This is a genomic window from Cupriavidus sp. MEYA8, assembly GCF_059278825.1.
Genome location: NZ_CM181222.1, coordinates 1,400,826 through 1,423,994, shown reverse-complemented (window position 1 = coordinate 1,423,994; position 23,169 = coordinate 1,400,826). Strand labels below are relative to the sequence as shown.

The following is a 23,169-nucleotide window of genomic DNA, read 5'->3' as shown; positions in this document are numbered from 1 at the left end:
TTCGGTTGTCACGACAGCGACATATCGAGGTCATACGGATGCAGCAGCGGAACCAAAACAATCCGTTGCCTGCGTTGCACACGGTGTATAACGAGCGTTTTCGCTCATTTTGAAATCCAAGGTTGAGATAGATATGGAAACCGGTACCGTTAAGTGGTTCAACGACGCCAAGGGCTTCGGCTTCATCACGCCGGACGCAGGCGGCAACGATCTGTTCGCGCACTTCTCCGCAATCGAAGGCTCGGGCTTCAAGTCGTTGAAGGAAGGCCAGAAGGTGCGCTACGTCAAGGCCATGGGCCAGAAGGGCGAGCAAGCCACCAAGATTCAGGCCGTCTGATACCGGTTTAGGACCGGCCCGGTCCCGCGGCGTCTCGCGACGCCGCGCCGGCCAGCAAGCCCCGCAGCTCCGGCGCGGGGCTTTTCTTTTGCGCGCCGGCAATGCGCTGCCGCCTCCCTGCCGCCGGCCAGGGCGCCGCGATGCCAGGGTTGATGTTGCTATAATCGCCCGACCCACAACCACCGCCCGCGCATGGGCGCGCACACCGTTGCGTGCGAAGCGCGGGAAGGTATGCAGCGTGTCGAGGAGTTACGTGGCCGGTACTCAGATCGCAACGCAAGACACCCCCGCCGCCGTGGCCGGCTCCAGCGCGGGAGCCGCCGCCTCTGCCGGCAGTTCCTTCCATGCCGCACTGCGCATCCTGCCGGCGCACCAGCGCCAGGCCATGTTCGAGATCTACGCGTTTTGCCGCGCGGTCGACGACATCGCCGACGGCAACGCTCCGCATGCGGAGCGCCTGGCAGGGCTCGATGCCTGGCGCAGCGACATCGCCGCCTGCTACGCGGGCAGCCCGCCCGCGGCGCTGCAGCCGCTGGCCGTGCAGATCCGCGCCTTCGACCTGCAGCAGCAGGATTTCCTCGCCGTCATCGACGGCATGACCATGGACGTGGTGCAGGACATCCGCGCCCCCGACGCCGCCACCCTCGACCTGTATTGCGACCGCGTGGCGAGCGCGGTGGGGCGGCTGGCGGTGCGCGTGTTCGGCCTGGAAACGTCGTGCGGCATCGCGCTGGCGCACCACCTGGGGCGAGCGCTGCAGCTGACCAACATCCTGCGCGACATCGACGAGGATGCCGCCATCGGCCGCCTCTACCTGCCGGCCGAGGCGCTGGCCGCCGCCGGCATCGATGCCGCGGGCGCCACGCCGCAGGCCGTGGTCGCGCACGCGGCAATCGGCCAGGCTTGCGCGGCGCTGGCCCTGGAAGCGCAGGCGCACTACGACCAGGCCGACGCCATCATGGCGCGCTGCCCGGCACGGCTGGTGCGCTCGCCGCGCATCATGGCCGACGTCTACCACCGCATCCTCGCGCGCCTGCGCATGCAGGGCTGGCGGGCACCGCGCCAGCGCGTGCGCCTGCCGCGCGCGCAGTTGCTCTGGATCATGCTGCGCCACGCCATTGGCTGAGCGCCGCATGCCGTTGCCGGCGATGTAAGCCGATGCAAGCCGAGGCCGGGCGCGGATCATCCCGCCCGCGCCGGCACAAGGAGTCCGCATGTCGATCAACGAGACCGCCTTGGGCACGACAGCCCCGCCTGTCCGGGTCGCCGCCGATCCGGCGTTCGCCCCTGCTTTCGCCCAGCGATCTGCCGCACAGGAGCTCGACCACGGCATCGGCCTCGCGGTCGATGCGCTGCTGCACCAGCAGCGCCCCGATGGCCACTGGGTCTACGAGCTGGAAGCCGACGCCACCATCCCGGCCGAATACGTGCTGCTGGTGCATTACCTGGGCGAGGCGCCCGACCTGGCGCTCGAAGCGCGCATCGCGCGCTACCTGCGCCGCATCCAGAACGCCGATGGCGGCTGGCCGCTGTTCCATGACGGCAAGGCGGACATCAGCGCCAGCGTCAAGGCCTACTTCGCGCTGAAGATGGCGGGCGACGATCCGCAGGCGCCGCACATGGCGCGCGCGCGCCAGGCCATCCATGCCATGGGCGGCGCCGAGGCCAGCAACGTGTTTACGCGCACGCTGCTGGCGCTGTACGGCGTGATGCCGTGGTCGGCGGTGCCGATGATGCCCGTGGAAATCATGCTGCTGCCGCGCTGGTTCCCGTTCCACCTGTCCAAGGTCTCTTACTGGGCGCGCACGGTGATCGTGCCGCTGCTGGTGCTGAACAGCCTGCGCCCGCGCGCGCGCAACCCGCGCGGGATCGGCATCGACGAACTCTTCTCCAACCCGCGCCGCAGCGTCGGCCTCGCGCCGCGCGCGCCGCACCAGCACGCCGGCTGGTACAACCTGTTCCGCGGGCTCGACGCGCTGCTGCGCGTGGCCGAGCCGGCGTTCCCGCGCGTGCTGCGCCGGCGCGCCATCGCCGCGGCGCAAAGGTTCGTGCGCGAGCGGCTGAATGGCGAGGACGGGCTCGGCGCGATCTTTCCGGCGATGGCCAACAGCGTGATGATGTTCGACGTGCTGGGCGTGCCGGCCGACGATCCCGCGCGCGCGGTGGCCCGGCACTCGGTCGAGCGGCTGCTGGTCGAGCATGGCGACGAGGCCTACTGCCAGCCCTGCCTGTCGCCGGTGTGGGACACCGCGCTGGCCGCGCAAGCGCTGCTCGAGACCGGAGAGGCGCGCGCGGCCGCGGCCGTGGGGCGCGCGCTGGACTGGCTCAAGCCGCTGCAGGTGCTGGACGTGCGCGGCGACTGGAGCGTGCGCCGCCCGCGGGTGCGCCCGGGTGGATGGGCCTTCCAGTACGCCAACGCGCATTACCCGGATGTCGACGACACCGCCGTGGTGGCGGCGGCGATGGACCGCTACATGCGCGAACACGCCACGCCCGGCCGCTACGACGAAGCCGTGGCACGCGCGGCCGAATGGATCGTCGGCATGCAGAGCGGCAACGGCGGCTGGGGTGCGTTCGAGCCCGAGAACACGCACCTGTACCTGAACAACATCCCCTTCGCCGACCACGGCGCACTGCTGGACCCGCCCACCGCGGATGTCTCGGCGCGCTGCCTGTCGATGCTGTGCCAGACCGGCGCCACGCCCGCCAGCAGCGAGCCCGCCGCGCGCGCGCTGCGCTACCTGCTGGCCGAGCAGCTGCCGGATGGCAGCTGGTTCGGCCGCTGGGGCACCAACTACATCTACGGCACCTGGAGCGCGCTGTGCGCGCTGAATGCGGCCGGCCTGGGGCCCGACGCGCCCGCGGTGCGGCGCGCCGCCGACTGGCTGGCCGGAATCCAGAACGACGACGGCGGCTGGGGCGAAGACGGCGCCAGCTACCGGCTCGACTACCGCGGCTATGAGGCCGCGCCCAGCGTGGCATCGCAGACTGCCTGGGCCTTGCTGGCGCTGATGGCGGCCGGCGCCGTGCAACACCCGGCGGTCGCGCGCGGCATCGGCTACCTGCTGCGCACGCAGCGCCCGCCGCAGGAAGGCGGGCTCTGGCACGAGCCGCGCTTCACCGCCGTGGGTTTCCCGCGCGTGTTCTACCTGCGCTACCACGGATACGCGCGCTATTTCCCGCTGTGGGCGCTGGCGCGCTACCGCAACCTGCGGCGCGGCGGTGACGGTGGCGGTGGCGGTGAGGGTGTCGCTGAGGGCCGCGTGGCGTGGGGCCTGTGAACGCGCCCTTCGTCATGGTCGTCACCGGCATGGATTTCGAGGCCGGCATCGCCGCCGGCCCGCATTGCCGCGTGGTGCACGGGCTGCGCGGCGTCGCGCTGGAGCAGGAGGTGTCGGCCATGGCCAGCCGCGCGTGCCGGGGCATCGTCAGCTTCGGCGTCGCCGGCGGGCTGGACCCGGCGCTGGCGCCCGGCGACCTGGTCATTGCCGATGAGATCCGCGCGCCCGGCGAACGCTACGACACCGCGCCGGACTGGACCCATGCGCTGCACGCGGCGCTGCCGCATGCCCGGGTCGGCCCCATCGCCGGCACGGAAGAGCCGGTGCTCGACGTCGCCGCAAAACACGCGCTGCGGCAGGCCAGCGGCGCGCTGTGCGTCGACATGGAATCGCATCTCGCCGCGCGCATGGCCGCCGCCTGCCGGCTGCCGTTCGCGGCTTGCCGCGTGGTCATCGACCCGGCCAGCCGCGCCGTGCCGGCCGCGGCGGCGGCAGGGATGGGGGAAGGCGGCAAGACCGATGTGGCGGCGGTGCTGGGCGGGCTGCTGCGCGCGCCGTGGCAATTGCCGGCGCTGCTGCGGCTGGCGGGCGATGCCGCCGCGGCGCGTGGCGCGCTGCGGGCGGCCAGGCTGGCGGTGGGCGACGGCTTTGCGTTGCGCGACGTGCTGCAGCAGTAGGCGGGCCGGTCGAGCCGAACGTCGCCCGGATTTCCTCAGCCGAACTTCCTCACCGCATCCAGCGCCAGCCCGCTGCCGATGCTGCCGAATCGGTCGCCTTCGACGCGGCGCGCCTGCGGCAGCAGTGCCGCCAGCCGCTGGCGCAGCAACGGCACGCTGCTGGAACCGCCAGTGAAGAAGATGGTATTGACGCCGTTGCCGTCCACGCCCGCGTCAACCAGCAGTTGCTGGACCGTCTTCTCGGTCCTGGCGACCAGCTTGTCGATCGACGCATCGAATTCGTCGCGCGTGATCGTCAGCATCAGCCCCTGCTCCAGCCGGTGCAGGTCGACCTCGGTGCTGGCCGCATCCGACAGCGCGATCTTGGCGCCTTCCACCTGGATCGCCAGCCAGTGGCCGGCACGCTCGCGGATCAGCCGCACCAGGCGGTCGAGGCTGACGGTGTCGGCAGCATCGCGGTAGTTGTCCATCACCACCGACCAGGCCTTGCGCGTGTAGACGTAGTTGATGGTGTGCCAGCTGGCCAGGTCGAAGTACTGGCTCGACGGCATCGCCTTGCCGTTGCGCAGCTGGCTGCCCAGCCCAAGCAGCGGCATGGCGCGCGCCAGGCTGAGCGCGCGGTCGAAGTCGGTGCCGCCGATATGCACGCCACCGTTGGCAAGGATGTCTCCCCTGCGGTCGGTCTTGCGGGCGCGTTCGGGCGACAGGCGCACCAGCGAGAAGTCCGAGGTGCCACCGCCGATATCGGCCACCAGCACCAGCTCCTCGCGCGAAATGCCGGCTTCGTAGTCGAACGCCGCGGCGATCGGCTCGTACTGGAACGCGATCTCGGCAAAGCCGGCGTCGCGCGCGATCTCGGCCAGCGTCTCTTCGGCGAGCCGGTCGGCGGCCGGGTCCTCGTCAATGAAGAACACCGGGCGGCCCAGCACCGCGTGGGTAAAGGTGGTGCCGCCGGCCTGCTCGGCGCGGGCCTTCAGCTCGCGGATGAAATGCGCCAGCAGCTTGCGGAACGGCATGGCCTGCCCCATCACCTCGGTGCTGTCGTCCATCATCGAGGTGCCGAGCAGGCTCTTGAGCGAGCGCATCAGCCGCCCTTCATAGCCGGCCAGGTAGTCGCCGAGCGCGGCGCGGCCATAGCTGACCAGCGGATCCTCGGCGTGAAAGAAGATCACCGACGGCAGCGTCACCTTGCCGTCTTCCAGCGGCAGCAGCGCCGCGGGGCGGTCGGGCCGGCTCCAGCCGACGGTTGAGTTGGACGTGCCGAAGTCCAGGCCGCATGCGTTTGACATCATTGATTCCAGATTTTCCTGCAAGACACCACATCAGTTGCCGCTGGACGCGAGTCCGGGCGGGGGCGCCATTGTAGGGCAGGCGCGCGGCGGCCCCGCGATTTCAGGCGACGGGGTCGGCGGCAGGCTCCAGCATCGGCGGGGCGTGGCCCGGCACCGGCGCGGCCATCGACGAGGCCAGCACATAGCGGTCACGCCCGTGCTCCTTGGCGCAGTACAGCGCGCGGTCGGCATCGGCGAACAGCGCGCGCCACAGGCCTTCCTTACTGCCCGGGCCGCCGCGCAGCTGGGCCACGCCGATGCTGACGCTGGCAAAGCCCTGCGCGCCCGGCAGCGCGATCGCGCGCACCTTGCGCAGGATGCGGTTGGCCAGCGCCGACGCCTGCTGCTCGTCGGTGTGCGGGCACAGGATGCAGAACTCCTCGCCGCCATAGCGCCCGGCCACGTCGGAGGCGCGGCGCGAGTTGTCCAGCGCGTGCGCCACTTCGCGCAGCACCGCATCGCCGGCATGGTGGCCGAAGGTATCGTTGACCTGCTTGAAGTAGTCGATGTCGATCACCAGGCAGGACAGCGGCAGCCCGTCGCGCTGCCAGCGCGCCACCAGCTGCAGCGCCGACATCTCCAGCGCGCCGCGGTTGAGCAGGCCGGTCAGCGCATCGACGCGCGCGCCGCTCTCGTTGTGCGCGACGATCTGCTCCATTGCCATCACGGTGAAGCCGAACAGGCCCAGCAGCGTGGCGATCAGCGGCGCCAGCATCCAGGCCGAGCCGGCGGGGCCGGCGAAGAACAGGATCATCGGCTGCGCATCGGCGCCGGCCAGCCGCATCGCATGGTCAAAGCCGGCCAGCTGCGTGGCCAGTTGCACCAGGCTGGCAACCAGCACCAGCGGGGCTCCGATGCTGCGCCGCCCGCGCCCGGCGCGCGCCAGCGTGGCAAAGGTGGCCAGCGACAACAGCGCCAGCACGCCGTAGACCACGCGCAGCACCAGCTGAGGCCCGCCGGGCAGGCCACCAACGGCCACCAGGGTGGCCAGCACGATGGTGGCGGCACTGGCCAGCGCGCCCGGGTACGCCGGTACGCCGTAATAGACGCGCACCCCGCGGTAGATCAGCAGCCAGCCGATGACGAAGGCACCCGCCCCTAACGTGCCAAGGTGGATGGTGCCTGTGGCCGCGCTCAACGCCAGCGCCAGGCCCGCGCCGGATGCCAGCACGTGCCCCGATGCCCACAGGCGTCCCGCCTCGCTCGCGCGCAGCGCGAACACCAGCCCCGCCGCGATCACCAGCGTGCTGCAGAAAAACACCATCATCACGACCGCAATGGTCTGCTGGTCCAGGTGCACGGGAATCCTCAAGGAGGCGGTCCGCCTTGCCGTCAATCGATGGGCGGGACTGGGGCCAAGGGACAGTCAAGATACGCCGCGGCAGGCCGGCGGCGCTCGGCAAACGAGCATGATAGCCCGCGTGCGCTGGCAGTTGGCACCCCCGTCTAGCCGGGGGCGTGCATGACGGGCCGGTTGTGGTGCCGGCGCCGCTGCGCGGCGTCGCATGGATAGATCCCACTGGCGTTTTTATGCAACACCCAGACCGCGTTGAAGGATGCCTCTAACGGCAACCACTCGCGCGCAAGCGGCTTGCGCGCCCCACCAGCCTCAGCATGCGCCACATTGCCACCACGCAATCGCCACTCGCTCGCGTGCAAGCGGAATTGAGGTCAAAGTTGGTTGCATTTGGTTAAGCAGGCACTGCACCGGCTGGATAAAATCATGCGTTGCCTACCGCGCCGACCGCGCAAGAATCTCGCGTCAATACTGCATCAATGACCCGCCCTGCTATTCCCGACCCTGGTATGACCGTTCCCGCCCTCTCGCTTGGCGCCATCCTGGATGACCTGCGCAGCGCACCGCGCCCGCTGACATCCGCGGAGTACGCATACCTGGCGCACCTGCGGCAACGCATCGTCACCGGCGATGCCGACTTGTGGACCACGCTGGAGACCGCCGGCGTGCCGTGCCGCGAACGCCGCCTGTCGCCCGAGGTGATGCAGGCGCTGACGGCGATCGGCCATTTGCCGATGCACTGAAGCGCACCGGCATCGCCATCTGTGACCATCTGACCGGGACCATTCCCCACCTTAACTCGGAAGCTTCACCGCCCTACCCCCGTGCGTGCGCCGCTACGATCGGTTAACTTCGATCCGCCGGCAACAGGCCGCGCACCCGGGGTGCATCGCCTCCCCGCCGCGCAACGGTGCCCCAGCGCGCCGCAAGTGCCCGTCCCGGCAATGGCACATCCATGGCATACCTTGTCAACAACAGGCGCGTCAGCTTCCTGTCGTTGCGCGCCTTCGTCGCACTGATGCAGCACCGCGACACCGCCCGCGCCGCGCAAGCGCTGGGCATACAGACCCAGAGACTCCTTTACCAGATCCGCAGCCTCGAGGCCGTGCTCGGCACGCCGCTGTTCAGCGTGGGCAGCCCCAACTGGCTGCCCACGCCCACCGGCGTCAAGGCCCTGCCCAAGGTCATGGCGATGCTGCACATCTGGGAACAGATTGCGCCGCGCCCGTGCGCCGGCCGCACCGGCCCGCCGCCGGAGTTCAGTGACGCCGCACGCCGCGGCCCGGCGTTCTGGGTCCGGCACGCGACGATGTAGCGCGGCGCGGCTCAGGCCAGGCGTTCGCAGCTATAGGCTTCGGTGCGATAGGGAAACGCGACTTCCTGCCGTCCGGCAAGCGCCGGGTGGCCATCGATGACAGCCTGCAGCGCGGCGCGCACGCGCTCCTGCTCCGTGCCGGGCAGCGAGGCAATGAAGCTCACCGACATCACCCGGTCGACGATCACTTGCTGCGGCGGGCCCGCGTGCGTGTATGGCAGGCTGTGCAGCGCCATGGGGCCGAAGCCCTCGGCGGGAAAGACCCGCTTCCAGTCGCCCTTGTAGAAGCGCGGCGCGTCGCCCTCGTAGGGCGTCATGATGGCGGTCAGCTGCGCGACCCAGTCCACGCTTTCATCGCGTACGTTCCAGACCAGCCCCAGCCGGCCGCCCGGCCGCAGCACGCGGCGGATCCCGGCGATGGCGCGGTCGTTGGCAAACCAGTGGAACGCCTGCGCGCAGACCACTGCGTCTGCGCTGGCATCGGGCAAGGGAATCGCTTCGGCGCTGCCCGCGAGCGCCCGCACGGCCGGCAGCGCACCGGCGAGCTGCGCGCGCATCTGCGCCACCGGCTCGACCGCGATCACCGCTGCACCGGTGTCGGCCAGCCGGCGCGTAAATTTGCCGGTACCGGCACCCAGGTCCAGCACGGTGCGGCCCGGGCCCAGCCCGAGCGTGGCGCGCAGCCAGCCATCGATGGCTTCAGGATATTCGGGGCGTCCGCGCGCGTAGGCATCGGCCTGGCTGGCGAATCCCTGTGCGGCGGCCTGGTGGATGGCGGTCATGGCGGCTCCGGTTGGCTTTACGGTGCCGTAGGCTACGCCCGAAGTCCCCGCGCGGCTAGTGCTGCATGCCCCAGCGTCGTACGGTCAGCCGCTCCAGCGTGGTGAAGACCAGCCCCTCCACCAGCAGGCCGATCAGGATCACCGCCGCCAGGCCCGCGAACACGCGGTCCGTATAAAGCTCGTTGCGGTTCTGGAAAATGAACCAGCCCAGGCCGCCCTCGCCCGACGACGCGCCGAACACCAGCTCGGCCGCGATCAGCGTGCGCCAGGCAAAGGCCCAGCCGATCTTCAGCCCCGACAGGATCGCCGGCAGCGCGGCAGGCACCAGCACCAGCGCGACATAGCGCGGCCCGCGCAGGCCATAGTTGCGCCCGGCCATGCGCAATGTCTGCGGCACCGCCTGGAAGCCGGCGTACATGTTCAGCGCCAGCGGCCACAGCACCGAGTGGACCAGCACGAACACCAGGCTCCTGGTGCCCAGCCCGAACCACAGCAGCGCCAGCGGCAGCAGCGCGATCGCCGGCAGCGGATTGAACATGGCGGTGAGCGTGTCCAGCACATCGCGGCCGAAGCGCGTCGATACCGCCAGCGACGTGAGCACGAACGCCAGCACGATGCCCGCGGCATAGCCGCGCAGCAGCACCGACAGCGACACCGCCGCTTTGCCCGGCAGTTCGCCGCTGGCCACATCCTGGACGAAGGCGCGCAGGGTCGCCAGGAACGTCGGCAGCAGCAGGTCGTTGTCCTGCACGCGTGCCACGATTTCCCACACCAGTGCCAGCGCCAGAAGGATCACGGCCTTGCGCAGCCAGCCGTACTGCCACAGCCGTTGCTGCCACGGCAGCGCGCGCGCCAGCGGCGCTTCGGTGAAGGGTTCGATGTCGCGCTCGTATGCCGGGCGCACCAGCGGCCGGAAGTCGGGACGGAGTTCGGGCGACTCGGGGAGCGCCAGGGTGGATTGCGTCATGATGCTTCTTTCCCTTTCCGCAGTAAGGCTCGCTAGCGGCCCGCGGCGCTGCGCGCGCGCAGCGGCTGCGCGTCGGCGGCGGGCTCGCCGAACAGCATGGTGTGGATGCGTTGCGCGGCGGCCTGGAATTCCGTGCCACCCTGGCTGGCCAGGCTGAACTGGTGGCTGTTCAGTTCGGCGCGTACGCGGCCCGGGTGCGGCGACAGCAGCAGGATGCGGCTGCCCACCACCAGCGCCTCTTCGATCGAATGCGTGACGAACAGCAGCGTGAAACCCGCGTCGTCCCACAGCGCCAGCAGTTCTTCCTGCATGCGCCGGCGCGTCAGCGCGTCGAGCGCGGCAAAGGGCTCGTCCATCAGCAGCACCTTGGGCCGCATCGCCAGCGCCCGCGCGATCGCCACGCGCTGCTTCATGCCGCCCGACAGCGTATGCGGGTAGGCATCGGCGAAATCAGCGAGGCCGACCTTCTCCAGGCTGTCCAGCGCGCGCTCGCGCGCTTCGGCGCGCGACAGGCCGCGCGCCTGCCGCAGCGGGAATATCACGTTCTGCACCACGGTCTTCCACGGCGGCAGCTGGTCGAACTCCTGGAACACGACGATGCGGTCCGGCCCGGGCTGCTGCACGCGCTGGCCTTCCAGGCGGATCTCACCCTCGGCGGGCGCGACGAAGCCGGCCACCGCCTTGAGCAGCGTCGACTTGCCGCAGCCGGACGGCCCCAGCAGCACGAAGCGGTCGCCCGCATGCACGTCGAAGCTGACCCGGTGCGTGGCGCGCACGATGCGCTCGGGCGTGCGGTACTCGAGCGACACGCCGTCAATCTGAAGCAACGGCGGTAGCAGCGGCGCGGCGCGGTCGGACACCACGCGCAGGCTGTGCGTGGCCATGATCAGCTTCCCTGCGCGGTGACCGGGTCCTGGAAGAAATAATCCTGCCAGGACTTGGGCTGGTTGCGGATCGCGCCCACGCGGTGCATGAACGAGGCCAGCGCAAAGGTGTTCTGCGGCGCCACCTTGAACTGCACCTGCGGGTTCTTCAGCACGCGCACCAGCAGCGCGCGGTCGGTCTTTGCCTTGGCCTGGCGCAGGTAGATATCGGCGGCGGCCTCGGGATTGGCGGTGGCGTAGGCAGCCGCTTCAGCCAGCGCATCGACGAACGCGCGGTAGGTCTTCGGATTGTCGTTGCGGAACTTCTCGGTCGCGTACAGCACCGTCGACGAGCTCGGCCCGCCCAGCACGTCGTACGAACTCAGCACGATGCGTGCGTTCGGATTGCCGGCCAGTTCCTGCTCCTGGAACGGCGGGTTGCCGAAATGACCGGTGATTTCCGTGCCGCCCGAGATGATCGCGGCAGCGGCGTCGGGATGCGGCACCGCCACGGTCCACTTGTCGAGCCGGTTGTACTCCTTGTCGCCCCATTGCTTCGCCGCTGCCAGCTGCAGCACGCGCGACTGCACCGACACGCCCACCGCCGGCAAGGCGATGCGGTCCTTCTCGGTGAAATCGGCAATGGTCTTCACCTTGGGGTTGTTGCTCACAAGGTAGTACGGGAAATTGCCCAGCGACGCCACGCCGCGCACGTTCTGCTTGCCATGGGTGCGGTCCCACAGCGTCAGCAGCGGACCGACGCCGGCACCGGCGATATCGATCGCGCCGGACAGCAGCGCATCGTTGACCGCGGCGCCACCGGAAAGCTGGGTCCATTCGACCTTGACGTCGATGCCCTGCTGCCTGCCGTGCTTCTCGATCAGCTGCTGGTCGCGCGCCACGTTGAGCAGCAGGTAGACCACGCCGAACTGCTCGGCGATGCGCAGCTTGCCTTCGGCGTGCGCGGCACCGGAAATCGCCAGGCCGGCGCTCAGCGCGAGCAGGCCCAGCTTGCGGGAAAACCGTTGGAACATGAATGGACTCCGGGAAATCAGGGAAGGGACGCACGCGACATGCGTGAGTCCGGGATGCATGGCGAAGCGATCGCCGCGTCAGCGCGGCACGTCGCCTTCGATGGTGGTGCGGTACATCACGCGCCGCAGGTGGTCCGGACAGCCCGCGGCCAGATGCAGCAGCGAGCGGTTGTCCCAGAACACCAGGTCATGCGGCTGCCATTGGTGGCGGTACACGTGCTCAGGCTTGACGCTGTGCGCGAACAGCTGCTTGAGCAGGTCGCGGCTTTCGTCCTCGGGCAGGCCCGCGATGCGCGTGGTGAAGTGCTCGCTGACGAAGAGCGCCTTCCTGCCGGTTTCGGGATGGGTGCGCACCACCGGCTGCAATACCGGCCTGACCTGCGCGATCTGCTCGGGCATCAGGTTGGGACGCCACGGGCTGCGCTGCTGCAGTTCGGCATAGCGCGCCAGGTAGGTGTGCTCGGCGTACAGGCCGTCGACAGTGCGCTGAAGTTCCGCGGGCAAGGTATCCCATGCCAGGTGCATGTTGGCGAACAGCGTATCGCCGCCTTCGGCGGGCAGCTCGCGCGCATGCAACAGCGAACCCAGGCTCGGCTTCTCCTTGTACGACAGGTCCGAATGCCAGAAGTGGCCGGCATCGCCGAGTCCGATCGGCTTGCCGTTCTCGACCACGTTGGACACCACCAGCACTTCGGGATGGCCGGGTAGCTGGAACTGGTGCAGCACGTGGATCTGCAGCGGCCCGAAGCGGCGGCTGAAGCTGATCTGCTGCGCCGGGGTGATCCGCTGGTCGCGGAACACCACTACGTGGTAGTCGAGGTGGGCGCGATGGATGCGCGCGAAATCGCTGTCGGACAGTGGGCGGGACAGGTCGAGGCCGAGCACCTCCGCGCCCAGCGGCGCGTCCAGCGCGCGGATCTCGAAATCCTGGCCGGCATCGATCGCGGCGGAATGCAGTGCGCTCTGCTGGCGCGAAACTATGGTGTAGGCGGTTGCGGTCGTCATGGCAGCTCTGGCAATTCGGGGGAAGCCTGCGCGGCAACGGGTGCCGCGTGCAAGCTTGCACTGTAGAGAGACGGGGCAAGCAGGGTCAACGAATCAAATCGCTGGGGCTTATCCGCTTATCGCATATCCATGTCTGCACATTGCCCTGCGCGCGCGAAAGAGCGCATCCCATATACGCCGACCCGATATCCAATGCCGGAATCATTCGTTCAGGTCCGCGCACGGCGCCGCTTATCGTTGAGCCGTCCTCCACTTCGAGAAGGTCTGCACGATGAAGACCCAGCGCCCCCGTTCCGCCGCCGGATTCCGCGGTGCCGATGCACTGCCATCCCGATTGAGCCGCCGCGACCTGCTGCGCGGTGCGGCATGGTCAGGCCTTGGCCTGGCCGCATCGCTGTCGCCGCTGTCCGCGTTCAGCGCGAGTCCGTCGGCGCGTCCAGACGTGATCCGCATCGGCGTGGCGCAGCCGGCCACCGGCACGCCGCCCAGCTTCGCCGGCAGCTCGCTCGCGATTGCGCATGCACGCGGCTGGCTGGAGGAATCGTTCAAGCCCACCGGCACGCGCGTCGAGTGGTTCTTCTTCAAGGGCGCAGGCCCCGCGGTCAACGAGGCGCTGGCCAACCGCCAGCTCGATTTCGCGCTGCAGGGCGACCTGCCGTCGCTCGTCGGCCGCGCCGCCGGGCTGAAGACGCGGCTGGTGCTTGCCACCGGTGTGCGCGCCAACATCTATGTCGGCGTGCCGCCCGACTCGCCGCTGAAGACGCTGGCCGACCTGCGCGGCAAGCGCGTGTCGCTGTTCAAGGGCACCAACATGCATCTGCCGGCGCTGCGCCTGCTGGAGGCCAACGGCCTCACCGACAGGGACCTGCGCCTGCTGAATCTCGACACCGCGGGCTACCTCGCGGCGCTGTCCACCAAGGACATCGATGCGGCCATCGGCGCCATGGACATCCTGCGCCTGCGCGACAAGGGCGCGGTGCGCATCCTCTATTCGAGCAAGAACCAGTCCCCGATCTACACGCGCCAGAGCCACGTGCTGGTGACCGACGATTTCGCCAGCCTCTATCCCGAGGCCACCCAGCACCTGGTGAAGACCGCGGTCGAAGCCGCGCGCTGGGCCTCCGACGAAAGCCATCGCGAAGAGGTGCTGCGCACCTGGGCGCGTGCAGGCACGCCGTACGAGCACTGGAAGGAAGACTTCGACGGCGAGCCGCTGCGCGTGCGCCTGAACCCAAACTTCGATCCCTTCCTGGTGAGCCGCTACAAGGACGCGGTCGAGCAGGCCTATCGCTTCCGCCTGAGCCGCGCGCGCTTCGACGTCGACCAGTGGATCGACCAGCGCTTTCTCAAGGCCGCGCTCAACGACCTGAGCCTGCAGTCCTACTGGCCCGTGTACCAGCCCAACGGCAAGATCCTGGGAGCCTGATGCCATGTCCGTCGCCGAACTCTCGCTGCCCGCCGCACAGCACGGTGCCTCGCGTGCGGCCCCATTGCGCAAGGCCCTGAACTGGCGCAATGCCACGCGCTGGCTGCTGGCCTGGCCGGTGCCGCTGACACTGCTGCTGCTCTGGTACGTGGCATCGCGCCATGCCTGGATTCCGCCGCAGGTGCTGCCCGCGCCGGAAGACGTGGCACACACGCTGGCCGGGCTGTGGACCAGCGGTGAACTGCAGGCCAACCTTGCCATCAGCGCGCTGCGCGTGGCCGGCGGCTTCGGCGTGGGACTGCTCGGCGGACTCGCGCTGGGCGCGGCGATGGGCCTGTCGCCGACGCTGCGCGACTACGTGTACCCGACCTTCAAGGCCTTCAGCCAGGTGCCGGTGCTGGGCTGGCTGCCGCTGCTGATGCTGCTGGTCGGCATCGACGAAGCGCTCAAGGTCATCCTGATCGCCAAGGCGGCGTTCGTGCCCGTGGCGCTGAACACGTACAAGGGCATCGGCAGCGTGCCGGTGCGCTACCTGGAAGTGGCGCGCGTGCTGCAGCTGACGCGCTGGCAGACGCTCGCGCGCGTGGTGCTGCCCGCAGCGGCGGCACCGGTGTGGAACGGCGTGCGCTACGGCCTCACGCACGCCTGGCTGGCGCTGGTGGTGGTGGAGCTGCTGGCTTCGTCCGAGGGGCTGGGCTACATGATCGTCTACGGCCGCCAGCTGTTCCAGCTCGACATGGTGCTTGCCGCGGTGGTAGTGGTGGGCGTGATCGGCTTCGCGCTTGACAAGGTTCTGGCGCTGGCCGAGGGCGCGGTGCTGCGCTGGCGCAAGCCCGGATTCTGAACGGAGGCCACCAATGACCGTATCCGCCAGGCATTCCCGTCTTGCCGTGCCGCGCGCGCTGCGCGGCTGGATCCTGCCGCTGGTGCTGGTGGCGCTGTGGTGGGCTGCCGTGCGCTTCCACTGGACCACATCCCCGCTGCTGGTGCCGGTCTCCGCCGTATGGGACACCGCCGTGCGCCAGCTGCAGAGCGGCGCGCTCCTTGTCTCGCTGTCGGCCAGCCTGTGGCGCGACGTGGCCGGCTTTGCGATCGGCGCAAGCGCGGGGCTGGTGTTCGGCGCTGCGCTGGGGCTGTCGCGGCTGTTCGAGCGGCTGGTCGGCCCGAGCTTCCATACCGTCAAGCAGATCTCGCTGTTCGCATGGATTCCGCTGATCTCGGTGTGGTTCGGGCTGGGCGATACCGCCAAGGTGGTGTTCCTGTCGCTGGCGGCATTCTTTCCGGTGGTGCTCAACACCTTCGAAGGCATCCGCGCGGTGCCCGCCGACCTGCTGGAAGTGGCGCGCGTGCTGAGCTTCAACCGCGCGCAGGTGCTGTGGCGCATGGTGCTGCCGTCGGCGGCGCCGTCGATCTTCGCCGGCATCCATCTGGGGCTGATCTATGCGTGGCTGGCGACGCTCGGCGCCGAGTACCTGCTGGTCTCGGGCAAGGGCATCGGCAACACCATGATCGACGGCCGCGAGAACTTCTGGATGGACCTGGTGATCTTCGGCGTGATCGTGGTCGGGCTGGTCGGCTTCACGCTCAACTGGATCGCCAGCCGCATCGAACGACGGCTGCTCGCGTGGCGCGGCAGCTCGGTGGCGGCGGGCTGAGCCCGACGCTTGCTCAATATTTCCGGAGAGAACGACATGGCGCATGCCGGCACGCTCAGCATCGCACACCTGCACAAGCAGTACGAGGTCAAGGGCCGCACCCTGCCCGTGCTGGAGGACATCACGCTGACCATCGCCCCGGGCGAGTTCTTCAGCATCGTCGGCGCCAGCGGCTGCGGCAAGTCGACCTTGCTGCGGCTGGTGGTGGGGCTGGAAGAAGACTATCGCGGCGAGATCCTGCTCGATGGCAAGCGCGTGGCCGGCACCAGCCTGCAGCGCGGCATCGTGTTCCAGGAGCACCGGCTGTTCCCGTGGCTGACGGCGGAGCAGAACATCCGGCTGGCGCTGCTGAACACGCCGGGCAGCGCGGCGGAAAAGGACCGCAATGTCGCCGAGCATATCGCGCTGGTCGGGCTGCGTGGCTTCGAGCATGCGTATCCGCACCAGCTCTCGGGCGGCATGTCGCAGCGCGTGGCGATCGCGCGTGCGCTGGTGACGCGACCCGAAATCCTGCTGCTGGACGAACCGTTCGGCGCGCTCGACGCGATGACGCGCACCTACCTGCAGCAGGAGCTGCACCGCATCTGGCAGGCCGAGGGCATCACCATGATCCTGGTCACGCATGACGTCGAGGAAGCCGTGTATCTCGGCGACCGCGTGGTGGTGATGGAGCCGCGGCCCGGCCGAATCCGCCGCATCGTGCCGGTCGGCCTGCCGCATCCGCGCGAGCGCGCCGGGCAGCCGTTTTCACGCGTGCGCGATGCCGTGCTGCAGGAATTCGCCGGACAGGCTATCGCCGCCGAAGCCATTGCCGAACCCGCCTGACCGCATTCGAACGATGACCCACCCGCATTTTCCCGGAGCCCAGCAATGACCCAAGCAATCCAGCAAGACCAGGCAGTTCAGCTCGATATCCACCCGGTGGCCGGCCGCATCGGCGCCGAAGTGCGCGGCGTCGCCCTGCATGGCGACCTGCCTGCCGAGACCTTCGCCGCCATCCGCGCCGCGCTGCTGCAGCACAAGGTGCTGTTCTTCCGCGACCAGGTCCACCTCGACGACAGCGCACAGCAGCGCTTTGCCGCGCTGTTCGGCGAACTGGTGCCGCATCCGACCGTGCCCTCGCGCGACGGCACGCAACTGCTCGAACTCGATTCCGAGCACGGCGGCCGCGCCAACTCCTGGCATACCGACGTGACCTTCGACCTGGCCTACCCTGCGGTGTCGGTGCTGCGCGCGGTGACCGTTCCCGCGTTCGGCGGCGACACCGTGTGGGCCAACACCGCCGCGGCGTACCAGGACCTGCCCGAGCCCCTGCGCGAGCTGGCCGACAAGCTGTGGGCGCTGCACACCAACGACTACGACTACGCGGCCACGCGGGTGAAGGCCAGCAGCGAGGGGCTGAAGCGCTATCGCGAGGTGTTCACCTCCGCGCTCTATGAAACCGAGCATCCGGTGGTGCGCGTGCATCCCGAGTCCGGCGAGCGCACGCTGGTATTGGGGCACTTCGTCAAGAAGCTGCTCGGCTATTCGTCGGTCGATTCGGCGCACCTGGTATCGGTGCTGCAGGGCCACGTGCACCGGCTCGAGAACACGGTGCGCTGGCGCTGGCGCGCGGGCGACGTCGCGATCTGGGACAACCGCGCCACGCAGCATTACGCCATCAACGACTACGGCGACGCCAAGCGCGTGGTGCGCCGCGCCACCGTGGTGGGCGCGGTGCCGGTCAGCGTGGACGGGCGCCACAGCGTGGCGGTCAAGGCCGGCGTGCGCCGCGACGACACGGCCCCGGCCAATCAGCCTGCAGATCACGCCGACGCAGCCGCGCAGCGCGCGGCGTGAGTAGTGCCAGCGGCCGGCACGCTCGCGCAGGCCGCATATCCAAATGCAATAAGGTTCCTTGCCTCGCTGGGTGCCGTCCGTGACCATAGCGCCCGAACGCCTGGGCGGTGCAGCGGCCGGCTGGTACCATCGCTCGGCCCGGCGGCGCGCATTTGCGTGCGCGGCGCCGCCAGGCATGTCCGGCACACAACCCAGAGAAGAACATGAGACTCGAAACTTTGGCCGTCCATGGCGGCTACTCGCCCGATCCGACCACCCGCGCGGTGGCGGTGCCGATCTACCAGACGGTGGCCTACGCCTTCGACAATGCGCAGCATGGCGCCGACCTGTTCGACCTGAAGGTCGCGGGCAACATCTACAGCCGCATCATGAACCCGACCAACGACGTGCTCGAGCAGCGCCTGGCCGCGCTCGAGGGCGGCGTGGGCGCGCTTGCGCTGGCATCGGGCATGGCCGCGGTCACCTACGCGATCCAGACCATCGCTGAGGCCGGCGACAACATCGTTTCGTCGAGCCAGCTGTACGGCGGCACTTACAACCTGCTGGCGCACACGCTGCCGCAGTCTGGCATCGAGACCCGCTTCGCCGACGGCCGCAACCCGTCGAGCTTCGGCGACCTGATCGACGAGCGCACCAAGGCCGTGTTCGTCGAGTCGGTTGGCAACCCGCTCGGCAACGTGGTCGACATCGAGGCGATCGCGCGCGTGGCGCACAACCACGGCGTGCCGCTGATCGTCGACAACACCGTGCCCTCGCCCTACCTGTGCCGGCCGTTCGAGCATGGCGCCGATATCGTCGTGCATTCGCTGACCAAGTACCTGGGCGGGCACGGCAACAGCGTCGGCGGCGCCATCGTCGACAGCGGCAAGTTCCCGTGGGCCCAGCACAAGGCGCGCTTCCGGCGCCTGAACGAGCCGGACGTGTCGTACCACGGCGTGGTCTACACCGAGGCGCTGGGGCCGGCGGCCTATATCGGCCGCGCGCGCGTGGTGCCGCTGCGCAATACCGGCGCGGCGCTGTCGCCGTTCAACGCCTTCCTGATCCTGCAAGGCATCGAGACGCTTGCGCTGCGGCTGGACCGCATCACCGAAAACGCGCTGGCGATCGCACGCCACCTGCAGCAGCACCCGAAGGTGGAATGGGTCAACTTTGCCGGCCTGCCCGACCATGCGGACCACGCACTGGTGCAGAAGTACCTGGGCGGCCGCGGTCCCGGCATCCTGTCGTTCGGCCTGAAGCAGGGCGGCCGCGAAGGCGGGGCGCGTTTCCTGGATGCGCTGCAACTGTTCACGCGGCTGGTCAATATCGGCGATGCCAAGTCGCTGGCCACGCATCCGGCATCGACCACGCATCGCCAGCTCAACCCCGAGGAGCTGAAGGCGGCTGGCGTCAGCGAGGATATGGTGCGGCTGTCGGTGGGCATCGAGCATATCGATGACCTGATCGAGGACCTGGAGCGCGCGCTGGCGGCAGCGTAAGCGCAGGTTTGCCCCCCTCTCCCGCCTGCGGGAGAGGGGGGAGCGTTCACTGCCGGCGTTGGTTTTCTTCCATCGCCGTTCCCTGCGCCAGCTTCTTCCCCCGCGCCTCCAGCAGGAAGTACCCCACCGTCCCTACTGCCAGCGGTATCAGGTAATACAACGCCCGATACGCGATCAACGCCGCCAGCAACAACCCATGCGGCACCTGTCCGCCCAGCATCGTCAGGAACACCGTCTCGACAACCCCAAGGGCGCCCGGCACGCGGATCACCACGCCCGCCAGTCCGGAGGCAAGGTACACGCCGAGCACCGTGTAATAGTCCGCATGCGTATGAAGGAAGGCATGCAGGATGGCCGCCACCGCCGCCCAGTTGCCCGCCGACACCAGGATCTGCAACAGCGCGAAGCGCGGTGACGGCACATAGATATCATGGTCGCGCACAGTACGGTGCCGACCCTGCCACGCCGCACATGCCGCTATGTAGGCAGCCGGCGCGGCCAGCATCACTACGCCAATCAGCCGCGTCGCCGCCGGCGGGATACCCCACCCGGGCGGCAGCACTACCAGCTGCCCGGCCAGGATGATGCCCGCCAGCAGCGCGTAGCCGAGCCAGTTGCTGCTGACCGCCACCGCGAACACGCTCCAGATCTGCGGCGGGCTCAGGCCCGCGTGCGAATACAGCCGGTAGCGCACGCCCGCGCCGCCGAGCGTCGCGCCCAGGTTCAGGCTCATGGTGTAGCTGACATAGGCGATCGCCATCACCCGATGCACCGGCAGCGGGTGGCCGGCGTAGCGGCACCCCAGCACGTCGAACTGGCTGTACAGCAGACCCGTCAGCACCACGAACCCCGCGGCTGGCAACAGCGTGCGGCGGTCGAAGCCGCGCAGCGCGGCTAGCACCGCGTCCCAGTCGATGGTGCCAAGCTTGCGCGCGATCAGCGCAAGCACTGCCGCGATGAACAGGATGCCGATCGCGCGCCGCCACATCGGCCAGCGCGCGTGGTGCCGGATTGCCGAAAGCGCCTGCGCGACCATCACTCGGCCTCCCGTTCCAGCACGAATACGCGGCGGCGCCCGCGCGGGTCGCCGGCTTGCGGCGTCACCAGCCGCGGCGTATGCGCGGGCAGCCAGCCGGCCCACGCCGGGAAGCGGCGCAGGAAGTGGAACATCAGCGTGGCGCCGGCCGCGTCCAGCAGCGAGCGCTCGTGCCGGCGCGGCGGCACCTCGCGGCAGCGTTCGGCGATCAGCGCCTGCAGCCTGCCGCGCAGCCGCTGCGCGAAGGCGGTGTCGCGGATCACCAGGTTGGCTTCGAGATTCAGCGACAGGCTGAGCGGGTCGAGGTTGCTCGAACCCACCGTGGCCCATTGCTCGTCGACGACGGCGACCTTGCCGTGGAACGGCCGCTCGACGTACTCGAGGATCTGCACCCCGGAGTCCTGCAGGTGGCAATACAGCAGGCCACCGGCACGCGCGACCCATGGCATGTCGGGCTTGCCCTGCAGCAGCAGGCGCACCTGTATGCCGCGCCCAGCGGCTTCGCACAGCGCGTGCAGCAGCCGGTAGCCCGGCAGGAAATAAGCGTTGGCGATGACCACCTCGCGCCGCGCGGCGCGGATCGCATCGAGGTAGGCAAACTCGATGTCGTTGCGATGGCGATGGTTGTCGCGCGTGACCAGACGCACCGGACCCGGCGGCGCCGTGTTGCAGCCCGGCGGCGGCGGTGCCAGCCTGCCCTGCAGGCATGCGCCGGGGATGGCCCGCGCGAGGAAGTCATGCACCTGCCGCGCCGCGGGGCCGGCGATTTCCACGGCATAGTCCTGCTTGGCCCGTGGCCCGTAGCCATACAGGTGCTGCGCCGAGAAATTGATGCCGCCGACAAAGGCCACCTCGCCGTCGATCGCGACCAGCTTGCGGTGCATGCGCCGGAAGATATGCGTGCGCACGCCCAGCAGGCGGCGGCAGGGCGAGAATGTGCAGAAGTGCACGCCCGCCTTGACCAGCTCTGTAATGAATGCAGGGGGCAGGTCATGCGAGCCGAAGCCGTCGACCGTGACGGCCACGCGCACGCCGCGCCGCGCGGCAGCCAGCAGCGCGGCGTGCAATTTCGTTCCTGCCTCGTCGTCGAACAGGATAAAAGTTTCCACCAGCACGCTTTCGCGCGCTTGCGCGATCGCCTCGAATACGCGCGGGAAGTACTCTTCTCCGTTCTCCAGCAGGCGGATGCTGTCGGGGGCGGACGGCAACGGTGTCATGGCCCGAGAGGCGCCGCAAACACCATGCCAGCGCCGGGGTGTTGCCGGGGGCGCCCGGGCCGCTCAGCCAGGGCCGCGCCGCCGGCGGACCACTAGGGCCGTCAGCAGCACGCCCGCCAGCAGCCCCGCCGTGCCCACCCCGGCCATGGTGAGCGGCGGCATGCCGGGATTGGGCGGCGCACCCGCCTGCTGTGCCAGCGCGCGCCAGTCGGCGGCTGTGATCTGCGTCATGCTGATGGCGTTGTCCAGGCCGTACACGCAGACTTCGCCGCCAGGCAGCTTGCAGAAGCGCTCACGCGGGCAGGCCTTGAGGATCTCCTGCGGCGCGCCTTCGCCGCAGCGCGCGCCGGCACTGCGCAGGACCTGCAGCGTGACATCGGGATGCCGGGTCAGTTGTTCGGGCATGGCGGCCTCCGTGCAAGGATGGGCTGGCGGTCTTTCAGCGTAGCGCACGGCGCTGCCTGCAGGCAGCCTATATGCGCTTCAGGCATATCGGCATGATTATTGAGATTTACAAAAAACATGACAACGGATTCAGGGCTGGCGCGTTTCATCTCTAACGGGTTGATTGGAGATACGCGCCGTGTCGAAGAAGCCGTTAGACGATGCAACGAAGAAGCGCTTGCGAGCTGGTCGGATGCTGTTGGCTGGCAAGCGACCAGCCGAGGTGGCATTGGCCGTGGGGGTAGCCCGACAAACGGTGTACACGTGGAAAGCTCTGCTCGATGAAGGCGGAATTGATGCGCTACGGGCTGTGCCAGGTCGAGGCCGCCCAGCCAAGCTCGAGCCGGAGCAATTGGCCGAATTGCGCGGGGCGTTGCTGCAAAGCCCGACTGCGCATGGCTTTGGGACCGAGCTATGGACACTCAAGCGCGTCGGCTCGCTCATCAAGCGGACGTATGGCGTCGAGTTCAGCCAAACGCAGATCTGGCGCATTCTTGGGGCGTTGGGTTTCAGCGCGCAAAAGCCAGATCGTCGCGCGATCGAGCGAGACGAAGACGCGGTGCGCCACTGGAAGCGCCACACTTGGCCTGCGCTTAAAAAAAAGCCCAGCGCGAAGGCCGATTGATTGTCTTTATCGACGAGACTGGCATCAGCGAGCGGCCCACGCGTGTGCGCACCTGGGCGCCGAAGGGGCAAACACCCATCATCCAGTTTCATTTCAACTGGAACCATGTGTCGGCGATCGCCGGCCTGAGTCGCACCAACTACCTGTTTCGGCTGTACGAAGGCAGCGTCAAGAAAGAACAGGTGGTCGAGTTTCTTAAGGCGCTCAAAGCGCATCTGAAGCAGCCGTTGCTGATCATCTGGGATGGGGCCAGGCCCCATCGCGCCGCAATGGTCCGCGAATATCTGGATTCTCTCGAGGGACATATTCATATGACCTTCCTGCCACCGTACTGCCCTGAGCTCAACCCAGTTGAGTACCTGTGGGCATGGCTCAAGCGTCACGCGATTGCGAACTTCTGCCCCGACAACCTCAACGAGTTGCATACCGTCGCCCGCAACAAGCTCAAAAGCGCTCAACACCGGCCTTCGATCATCGCCGCGTGCTGGGTTCAGGCAACGTTGTGGTGATGTCATGATTTACGGAAAGATCAATAAGTACTCGTTCGCCAGATGACTTGC

23 protein-coding genes are annotated in these 23,169 nt (G+C 68.8%); 13 read left to right on the top strand and 10 right to left on the bottom strand.

Annotation, left to right across the window (positions count from 1 at the left end; all coding sequences use genetic code 11):
• Window positions 1-133 precede the first annotated feature (133 nt).
• The 4 genes from AC5WJ1_RS23665 (at window position 134) to AC5WJ1_RS23650 (ending at window position 4,295) form a co-directional block, all read left to right on the top strand.
• Window positions 134-337 carry a cold-shock protein gene (locus AC5WJ1_RS23665; protein WP_029045406.1) on the top strand — a complete coding sequence of 68 codons (204 nt, stop codon included), beginning with the start codon at window positions 134-136 and terminating at the stop codon, window positions 335-337.
• 253 nt (window positions 338-590) lie between these two features.
• On the top strand, window positions 591-1,463 hold the full coding sequence (gene hpnD, locus AC5WJ1_RS23660) for a presqualene diphosphate synthase HpnD (protein WP_135703167.1): 873 nt from the start codon (window positions 591-593) through the stop codon (window positions 1,461-1,463).
• A gap of 88 nt (window positions 1,464-1,551) precedes the next feature.
• Window positions 1,552-3,618 (top strand): squalene--hopene cyclase, encoded by a 2,067-nt coding sequence (gene shc, locus AC5WJ1_RS23655; RefSeq protein ID WP_135703168.1) that lies wholly within the window; start codon window positions 1,552-1,554, stop codon window positions 3,616-3,618.
• Window positions 3,615-4,295, top strand: coding sequence for a phosphorylase (locus AC5WJ1_RS23650; RefSeq protein ID WP_133095881.1), 681 nt, complete (start codon window positions 3,615-3,617; stop codon window positions 4,293-4,295). The genes shc and AC5WJ1_RS23650 overlap by 4 nt, the downstream gene beginning before the upstream one ends.
• A gap of 35 nt (window positions 4,296-4,330) precedes the next feature.
• On the opposite strand, the gene AC5WJ1_RS23645 is transcribed toward AC5WJ1_RS23650, so the two are convergent.
• Window positions 4,331-5,587: an Hsp70 family protein gene (locus AC5WJ1_RS23645; RefSeq protein WP_494476589.1), complete on the bottom strand. Its 1,257-nt coding sequence runs from the start codon at window positions 5,585-5,587 to the stop codon at window positions 4,331-4,333.
• 100 nt (window positions 5,588-5,687) lie between these two features.
• Window positions 5,688-6,926, bottom strand: a complete 1,239-nt coding sequence (locus AC5WJ1_RS23640; RefSeq protein ID WP_135703971.1) for a GGDEF domain-containing protein — start codon at window positions 6,924-6,926, stop codon at window positions 5,688-5,690.
• Between the two features lie 506 nt (window positions 6,927-7,432).
• On the opposite strand from AC5WJ1_RS23640, the gene AC5WJ1_RS23635 reads away from it, so the two are divergent.
• Complete coding sequence (locus tag AC5WJ1_RS23635; protein WP_195430021.1) at window positions 7,433-7,666, top strand: IclR family transcriptional regulator; 234 nt, start codon at window positions 7,433-7,435, stop codon at window positions 7,664-7,666.
• A 212-nt stretch (window positions 7,667-7,878) separates the two neighbouring features.
• On the top strand, window positions 7,879-8,238 hold the full coding sequence (locus tag AC5WJ1_RS23630; protein ID WP_133095884.1) for a helix-turn-helix domain-containing protein: 360 nt from the start codon (window positions 7,879-7,881) through the stop codon (window positions 8,236-8,238).
• 11 nt (window positions 8,239-8,249) lie between these two features.
• Here the strand turns inward: AC5WJ1_RS23630 and AC5WJ1_RS23625 are convergent, their stop codons facing one another.
• The 5 genes from AC5WJ1_RS23625 to AC5WJ1_RS23605 all read right to left on the bottom strand — a co-directional run bounded on the left by AC5WJ1_RS23625 (window position 8,250) and on the right by AC5WJ1_RS23605 (window position 12,889).
• Window positions 8,250-9,020: a class I SAM-dependent methyltransferase gene (locus AC5WJ1_RS23625; protein WP_133095885.1), complete on the bottom strand. Its 771-nt coding sequence runs from the start codon at window positions 9,018-9,020 to the stop codon at window positions 8,250-8,252.
• A gap of 55 nt (window positions 9,021-9,075) precedes the next feature.
• Window positions 9,076-9,987: an ABC transporter permease gene (locus AC5WJ1_RS23620; RefSeq protein ID WP_133095886.1), complete on the bottom strand. Its 912-nt coding sequence runs from the start codon at window positions 9,985-9,987 to the stop codon at window positions 9,076-9,078.
• A 32-nt stretch (window positions 9,988-10,019) separates the two neighbouring features.
• Window positions 10,020-10,871 carry an ABC transporter ATP-binding protein gene (locus tag AC5WJ1_RS23615; RefSeq protein ID WP_135703171.1) on the bottom strand — a complete coding sequence of 284 codons (852 nt, stop codon included), beginning with the start codon at window positions 10,869-10,871 and terminating at the stop codon, window positions 10,020-10,022.
• A 2-nt stretch (window positions 10,872-10,873) separates the two neighbouring features.
• Window positions 10,874-11,884: an ABC transporter substrate-binding protein gene (locus AC5WJ1_RS23610; RefSeq protein WP_135703172.1), complete on the bottom strand. Its 1,011-nt coding sequence runs from the start codon at window positions 11,882-11,884 to the stop codon at window positions 10,874-10,876.
• Window positions 11,885-11,962: 78 nt separating this feature from the next.
• The gene (locus AC5WJ1_RS23605) at window positions 11,963-12,889 is read right to left on the bottom strand and encodes a TauD/TfdA dioxygenase family protein (RefSeq protein WP_135703173.1); all 927 of its coding nucleotides are present in this window, start codon (window positions 12,887-12,889) and stop codon (window positions 11,963-11,965) included.
• Window positions 12,890-13,160: 271 nt separating this feature from the next.
• Here AC5WJ1_RS23605 and AC5WJ1_RS23600 point away from each other — a divergent pair, with 271 nt between their 5' ends.
• The 6 genes from AC5WJ1_RS23600 (at window position 13,161) to AC5WJ1_RS23575 (ending at window position 19,287) form a co-directional block, all read left to right on the top strand.
• Window positions 13,161-14,315, top strand: a complete 1,155-nt coding sequence (locus AC5WJ1_RS23600; RefSeq protein WP_240745837.1) for an ABC transporter substrate-binding protein — start codon at window positions 13,161-13,163, stop codon at window positions 14,313-14,315.
• Between the two features lie 4 nt (window positions 14,316-14,319).
• Window positions 14,320-15,159 (top strand): ABC transporter permease, encoded by an 840-nt coding sequence (locus AC5WJ1_RS23595; RefSeq protein ID WP_135703174.1) that lies wholly within the window; start codon window positions 14,320-14,322, stop codon window positions 15,157-15,159.
• Window positions 15,160-15,172: 13 nt separating this feature from the next.
• A complete protein-coding gene (locus AC5WJ1_RS23590; protein WP_135703175.1) occupies window positions 15,173-15,970 on the top strand; it encodes an ABC transporter permease in 798 nt (265 codons plus the stop codon).
• A gap of 36 nt (window positions 15,971-16,006) precedes the next feature.
• Window positions 16,007-16,795: an ABC transporter ATP-binding protein gene (locus AC5WJ1_RS23585; protein WP_135703973.1), complete on the top strand. Its 789-nt coding sequence runs from the start codon at window positions 16,007-16,009 to the stop codon at window positions 16,793-16,795.
• Window positions 16,796-16,840: 45 nt separating this feature from the next.
• Complete coding sequence (locus AC5WJ1_RS23580; RefSeq protein WP_135703176.1) at window positions 16,841-17,809, top strand: TauD/TfdA dioxygenase family protein; 969 nt, start codon at window positions 16,841-16,843, stop codon at window positions 17,807-17,809.
• A 203-nt stretch (window positions 17,810-18,012) separates the two neighbouring features.
• Complete coding sequence (locus tag AC5WJ1_RS23575; protein ID WP_135703177.1) at window positions 18,013-19,287, top strand: O-acetylhomoserine aminocarboxypropyltransferase/cysteine synthase family protein; 1,275 nt, start codon at window positions 18,013-18,015, stop codon at window positions 19,285-19,287.
• 46 nt (window positions 19,288-19,333) lie between these two features.
• Here the strand turns inward: AC5WJ1_RS23575 and AC5WJ1_RS23570 are convergent, their stop codons facing one another.
• The 3 genes from AC5WJ1_RS23570 to AC5WJ1_RS23560 all read right to left on the bottom strand — a co-directional run bounded on the left by AC5WJ1_RS23570 (window position 19,334) and on the right by AC5WJ1_RS23560 (window position 21,945).
• Complete coding sequence (locus tag AC5WJ1_RS23570) at window positions 19,334-20,323, bottom strand: lysylphosphatidylglycerol synthase domain-containing protein (RefSeq protein ID WP_494476975.1); 990 nt, start codon at window positions 20,321-20,323, stop codon at window positions 19,334-19,336.
• Window positions 20,323-21,540: a cardiolipin synthase ClsB gene (clsB, locus tag AC5WJ1_RS23565; protein WP_133095891.1), complete on the bottom strand. Its 1,218-nt coding sequence runs from the start codon at window positions 21,538-21,540 to the stop codon at window positions 20,323-20,325. Before clsB ends, AC5WJ1_RS23570 begins: the two co-directional genes overlap by 1 nt.
• A gap of 63 nt (window positions 21,541-21,603) precedes the next feature.
• The gene (locus AC5WJ1_RS23560; RefSeq protein WP_135703178.1) at window positions 21,604-21,945 is read right to left on the bottom strand and encodes a hypothetical protein; all 342 of its coding nucleotides are present in this window, start codon (window positions 21,943-21,945) and stop codon (window positions 21,604-21,606) included.
• A gap of 178 nt (window positions 21,946-22,123) precedes the next feature.
• Here AC5WJ1_RS23560 and AC5WJ1_RS23555 point away from each other — a divergent pair.
• Window positions 22,124-23,118, top strand: a protein-coding gene (locus tag AC5WJ1_RS23555) for an IS630 family transposase (RefSeq protein WP_464225665.1) whose coding sequence is annotated in 2 segments (ribosomal slippage) — window positions 22,124-22,589 and window positions 22,589-23,118 — 996 coding nt in all. Because the reading frame shifts where the segments join, the coding sequence is not laid out codon by codon here.
• Window positions 23,119-23,169 lie beyond the last annotated feature (51 nt).

Excerpts from the sequence above, each read along its gene's own strand:
- AC5WJ1_RS23600 (WP_240745837.1), top strand. The coding sequence starts at position 13,161 with ATGAAGACCCAGCGCCCCCGTTCCGCCGCCGGATTCCGCGGTGCCGAT.
- AC5WJ1_RS23585 (WP_135703973.1), top strand. The coding sequence starts at position 16,007 with ATGGCGCATGCCGGCACGCTCAGCATCGCACACCTGCACAAGCAGTAC.
- AC5WJ1_RS23630 (WP_133095884.1), top strand. The coding sequence starts at position 7,879 with ATGGCATACCTTGTCAACAACAGGCGCGTCAGCTTCCTGTCGTTGCGC.
- AC5WJ1_RS23610 (WP_135703172.1), bottom strand. The coding sequence starts at position 11,884 with ATGTTCCAACGGTTTTCCCGCAAGCTGGGCCTGCTCGCGCTGAGCGCC.
- AC5WJ1_RS23665 (WP_029045406.1), top strand. The coding sequence starts at position 134 with ATGGAAACCGGTACCGTTAAGTGGTTCAACGACGCCAAGGGCTTCGGC.
- AC5WJ1_RS23580 (WP_135703176.1), top strand. The coding sequence starts at position 16,841 with ATGACCCAAGCAATCCAGCAAGACCAGGCAGTTCAGCTCGATATCCAC.
- AC5WJ1_RS23595 (WP_135703174.1), top strand. The coding sequence starts at position 14,320 with ATGTCCGTCGCCGAACTCTCGCTGCCCGCCGCACAGCACGGTGCCTCG.
- AC5WJ1_RS23605 (WP_135703173.1), bottom strand. The coding sequence starts at position 12,889 with ATGACGACCGCAACCGCCTACACCATAGTTTCGCGCCAGCAGAGCGCA.
- AC5WJ1_RS23625 (WP_133095885.1), bottom strand. The coding sequence starts at position 9,020 with ATGACCGCCATCCACCAGGCCGCCGCACAGGGATTCGCCAGCCAGGCC.
- AC5WJ1_RS23560 (WP_135703178.1), bottom strand. The coding sequence starts at position 21,945 with ATGCCCGAACAACTGACCCGGCATCCCGATGTCACGCTGCAGGTCCTG.
- AC5WJ1_RS23620 (WP_133095886.1), bottom strand. The coding sequence starts at position 9,987 with ATGACGCAATCCACCCTGGCGCTCCCCGAGTCGCCCGAACTCCGTCCC.
- clsB (WP_133095891.1), bottom strand. The coding sequence starts at position 21,540 with ATGACACCGTTGCCGTCCGCCCCCGACAGCATCCGCCTGCTGGAGAAC.
- AC5WJ1_RS23570 (WP_494476975.1), bottom strand. The coding sequence starts at position 20,323 with ATGGTCGCGCAGGCGCTTTCGGCAATCCGGCACCACGCGCGCTGGCCG.
- AC5WJ1_RS23575 (WP_135703177.1), top strand. The coding sequence starts at position 18,013 with ATGAGACTCGAAACTTTGGCCGTCCATGGCGGCTACTCGCCCGATCCG.
- AC5WJ1_RS23615 (WP_135703171.1), bottom strand. The coding sequence starts at position 10,871 with ATGGCCACGCACAGCCTGCGCGTGGTGTCCGACCGCGCCGCGCCGCTG.
- AC5WJ1_RS23645 (WP_494476589.1), bottom strand. The coding sequence starts at position 5,587 with ATGATGTCAAACGCATGCGGCCTGGACTTCGGCACGTCCAACTCAACC.
- AC5WJ1_RS23590 (WP_135703175.1), top strand. The coding sequence starts at position 15,173 with ATGACCGTATCCGCCAGGCATTCCCGTCTTGCCGTGCCGCGCGCGCTG.
- AC5WJ1_RS23635 (WP_195430021.1), top strand. The coding sequence starts at position 7,433 with ATGACCGTTCCCGCCCTCTCGCTTGGCGCCATCCTGGATGACCTGCGC.
- shc (WP_135703168.1), top strand. The coding sequence starts at position 1,552 with ATGTCGATCAACGAGACCGCCTTGGGCACGACAGCCCCGCCTGTCCGG.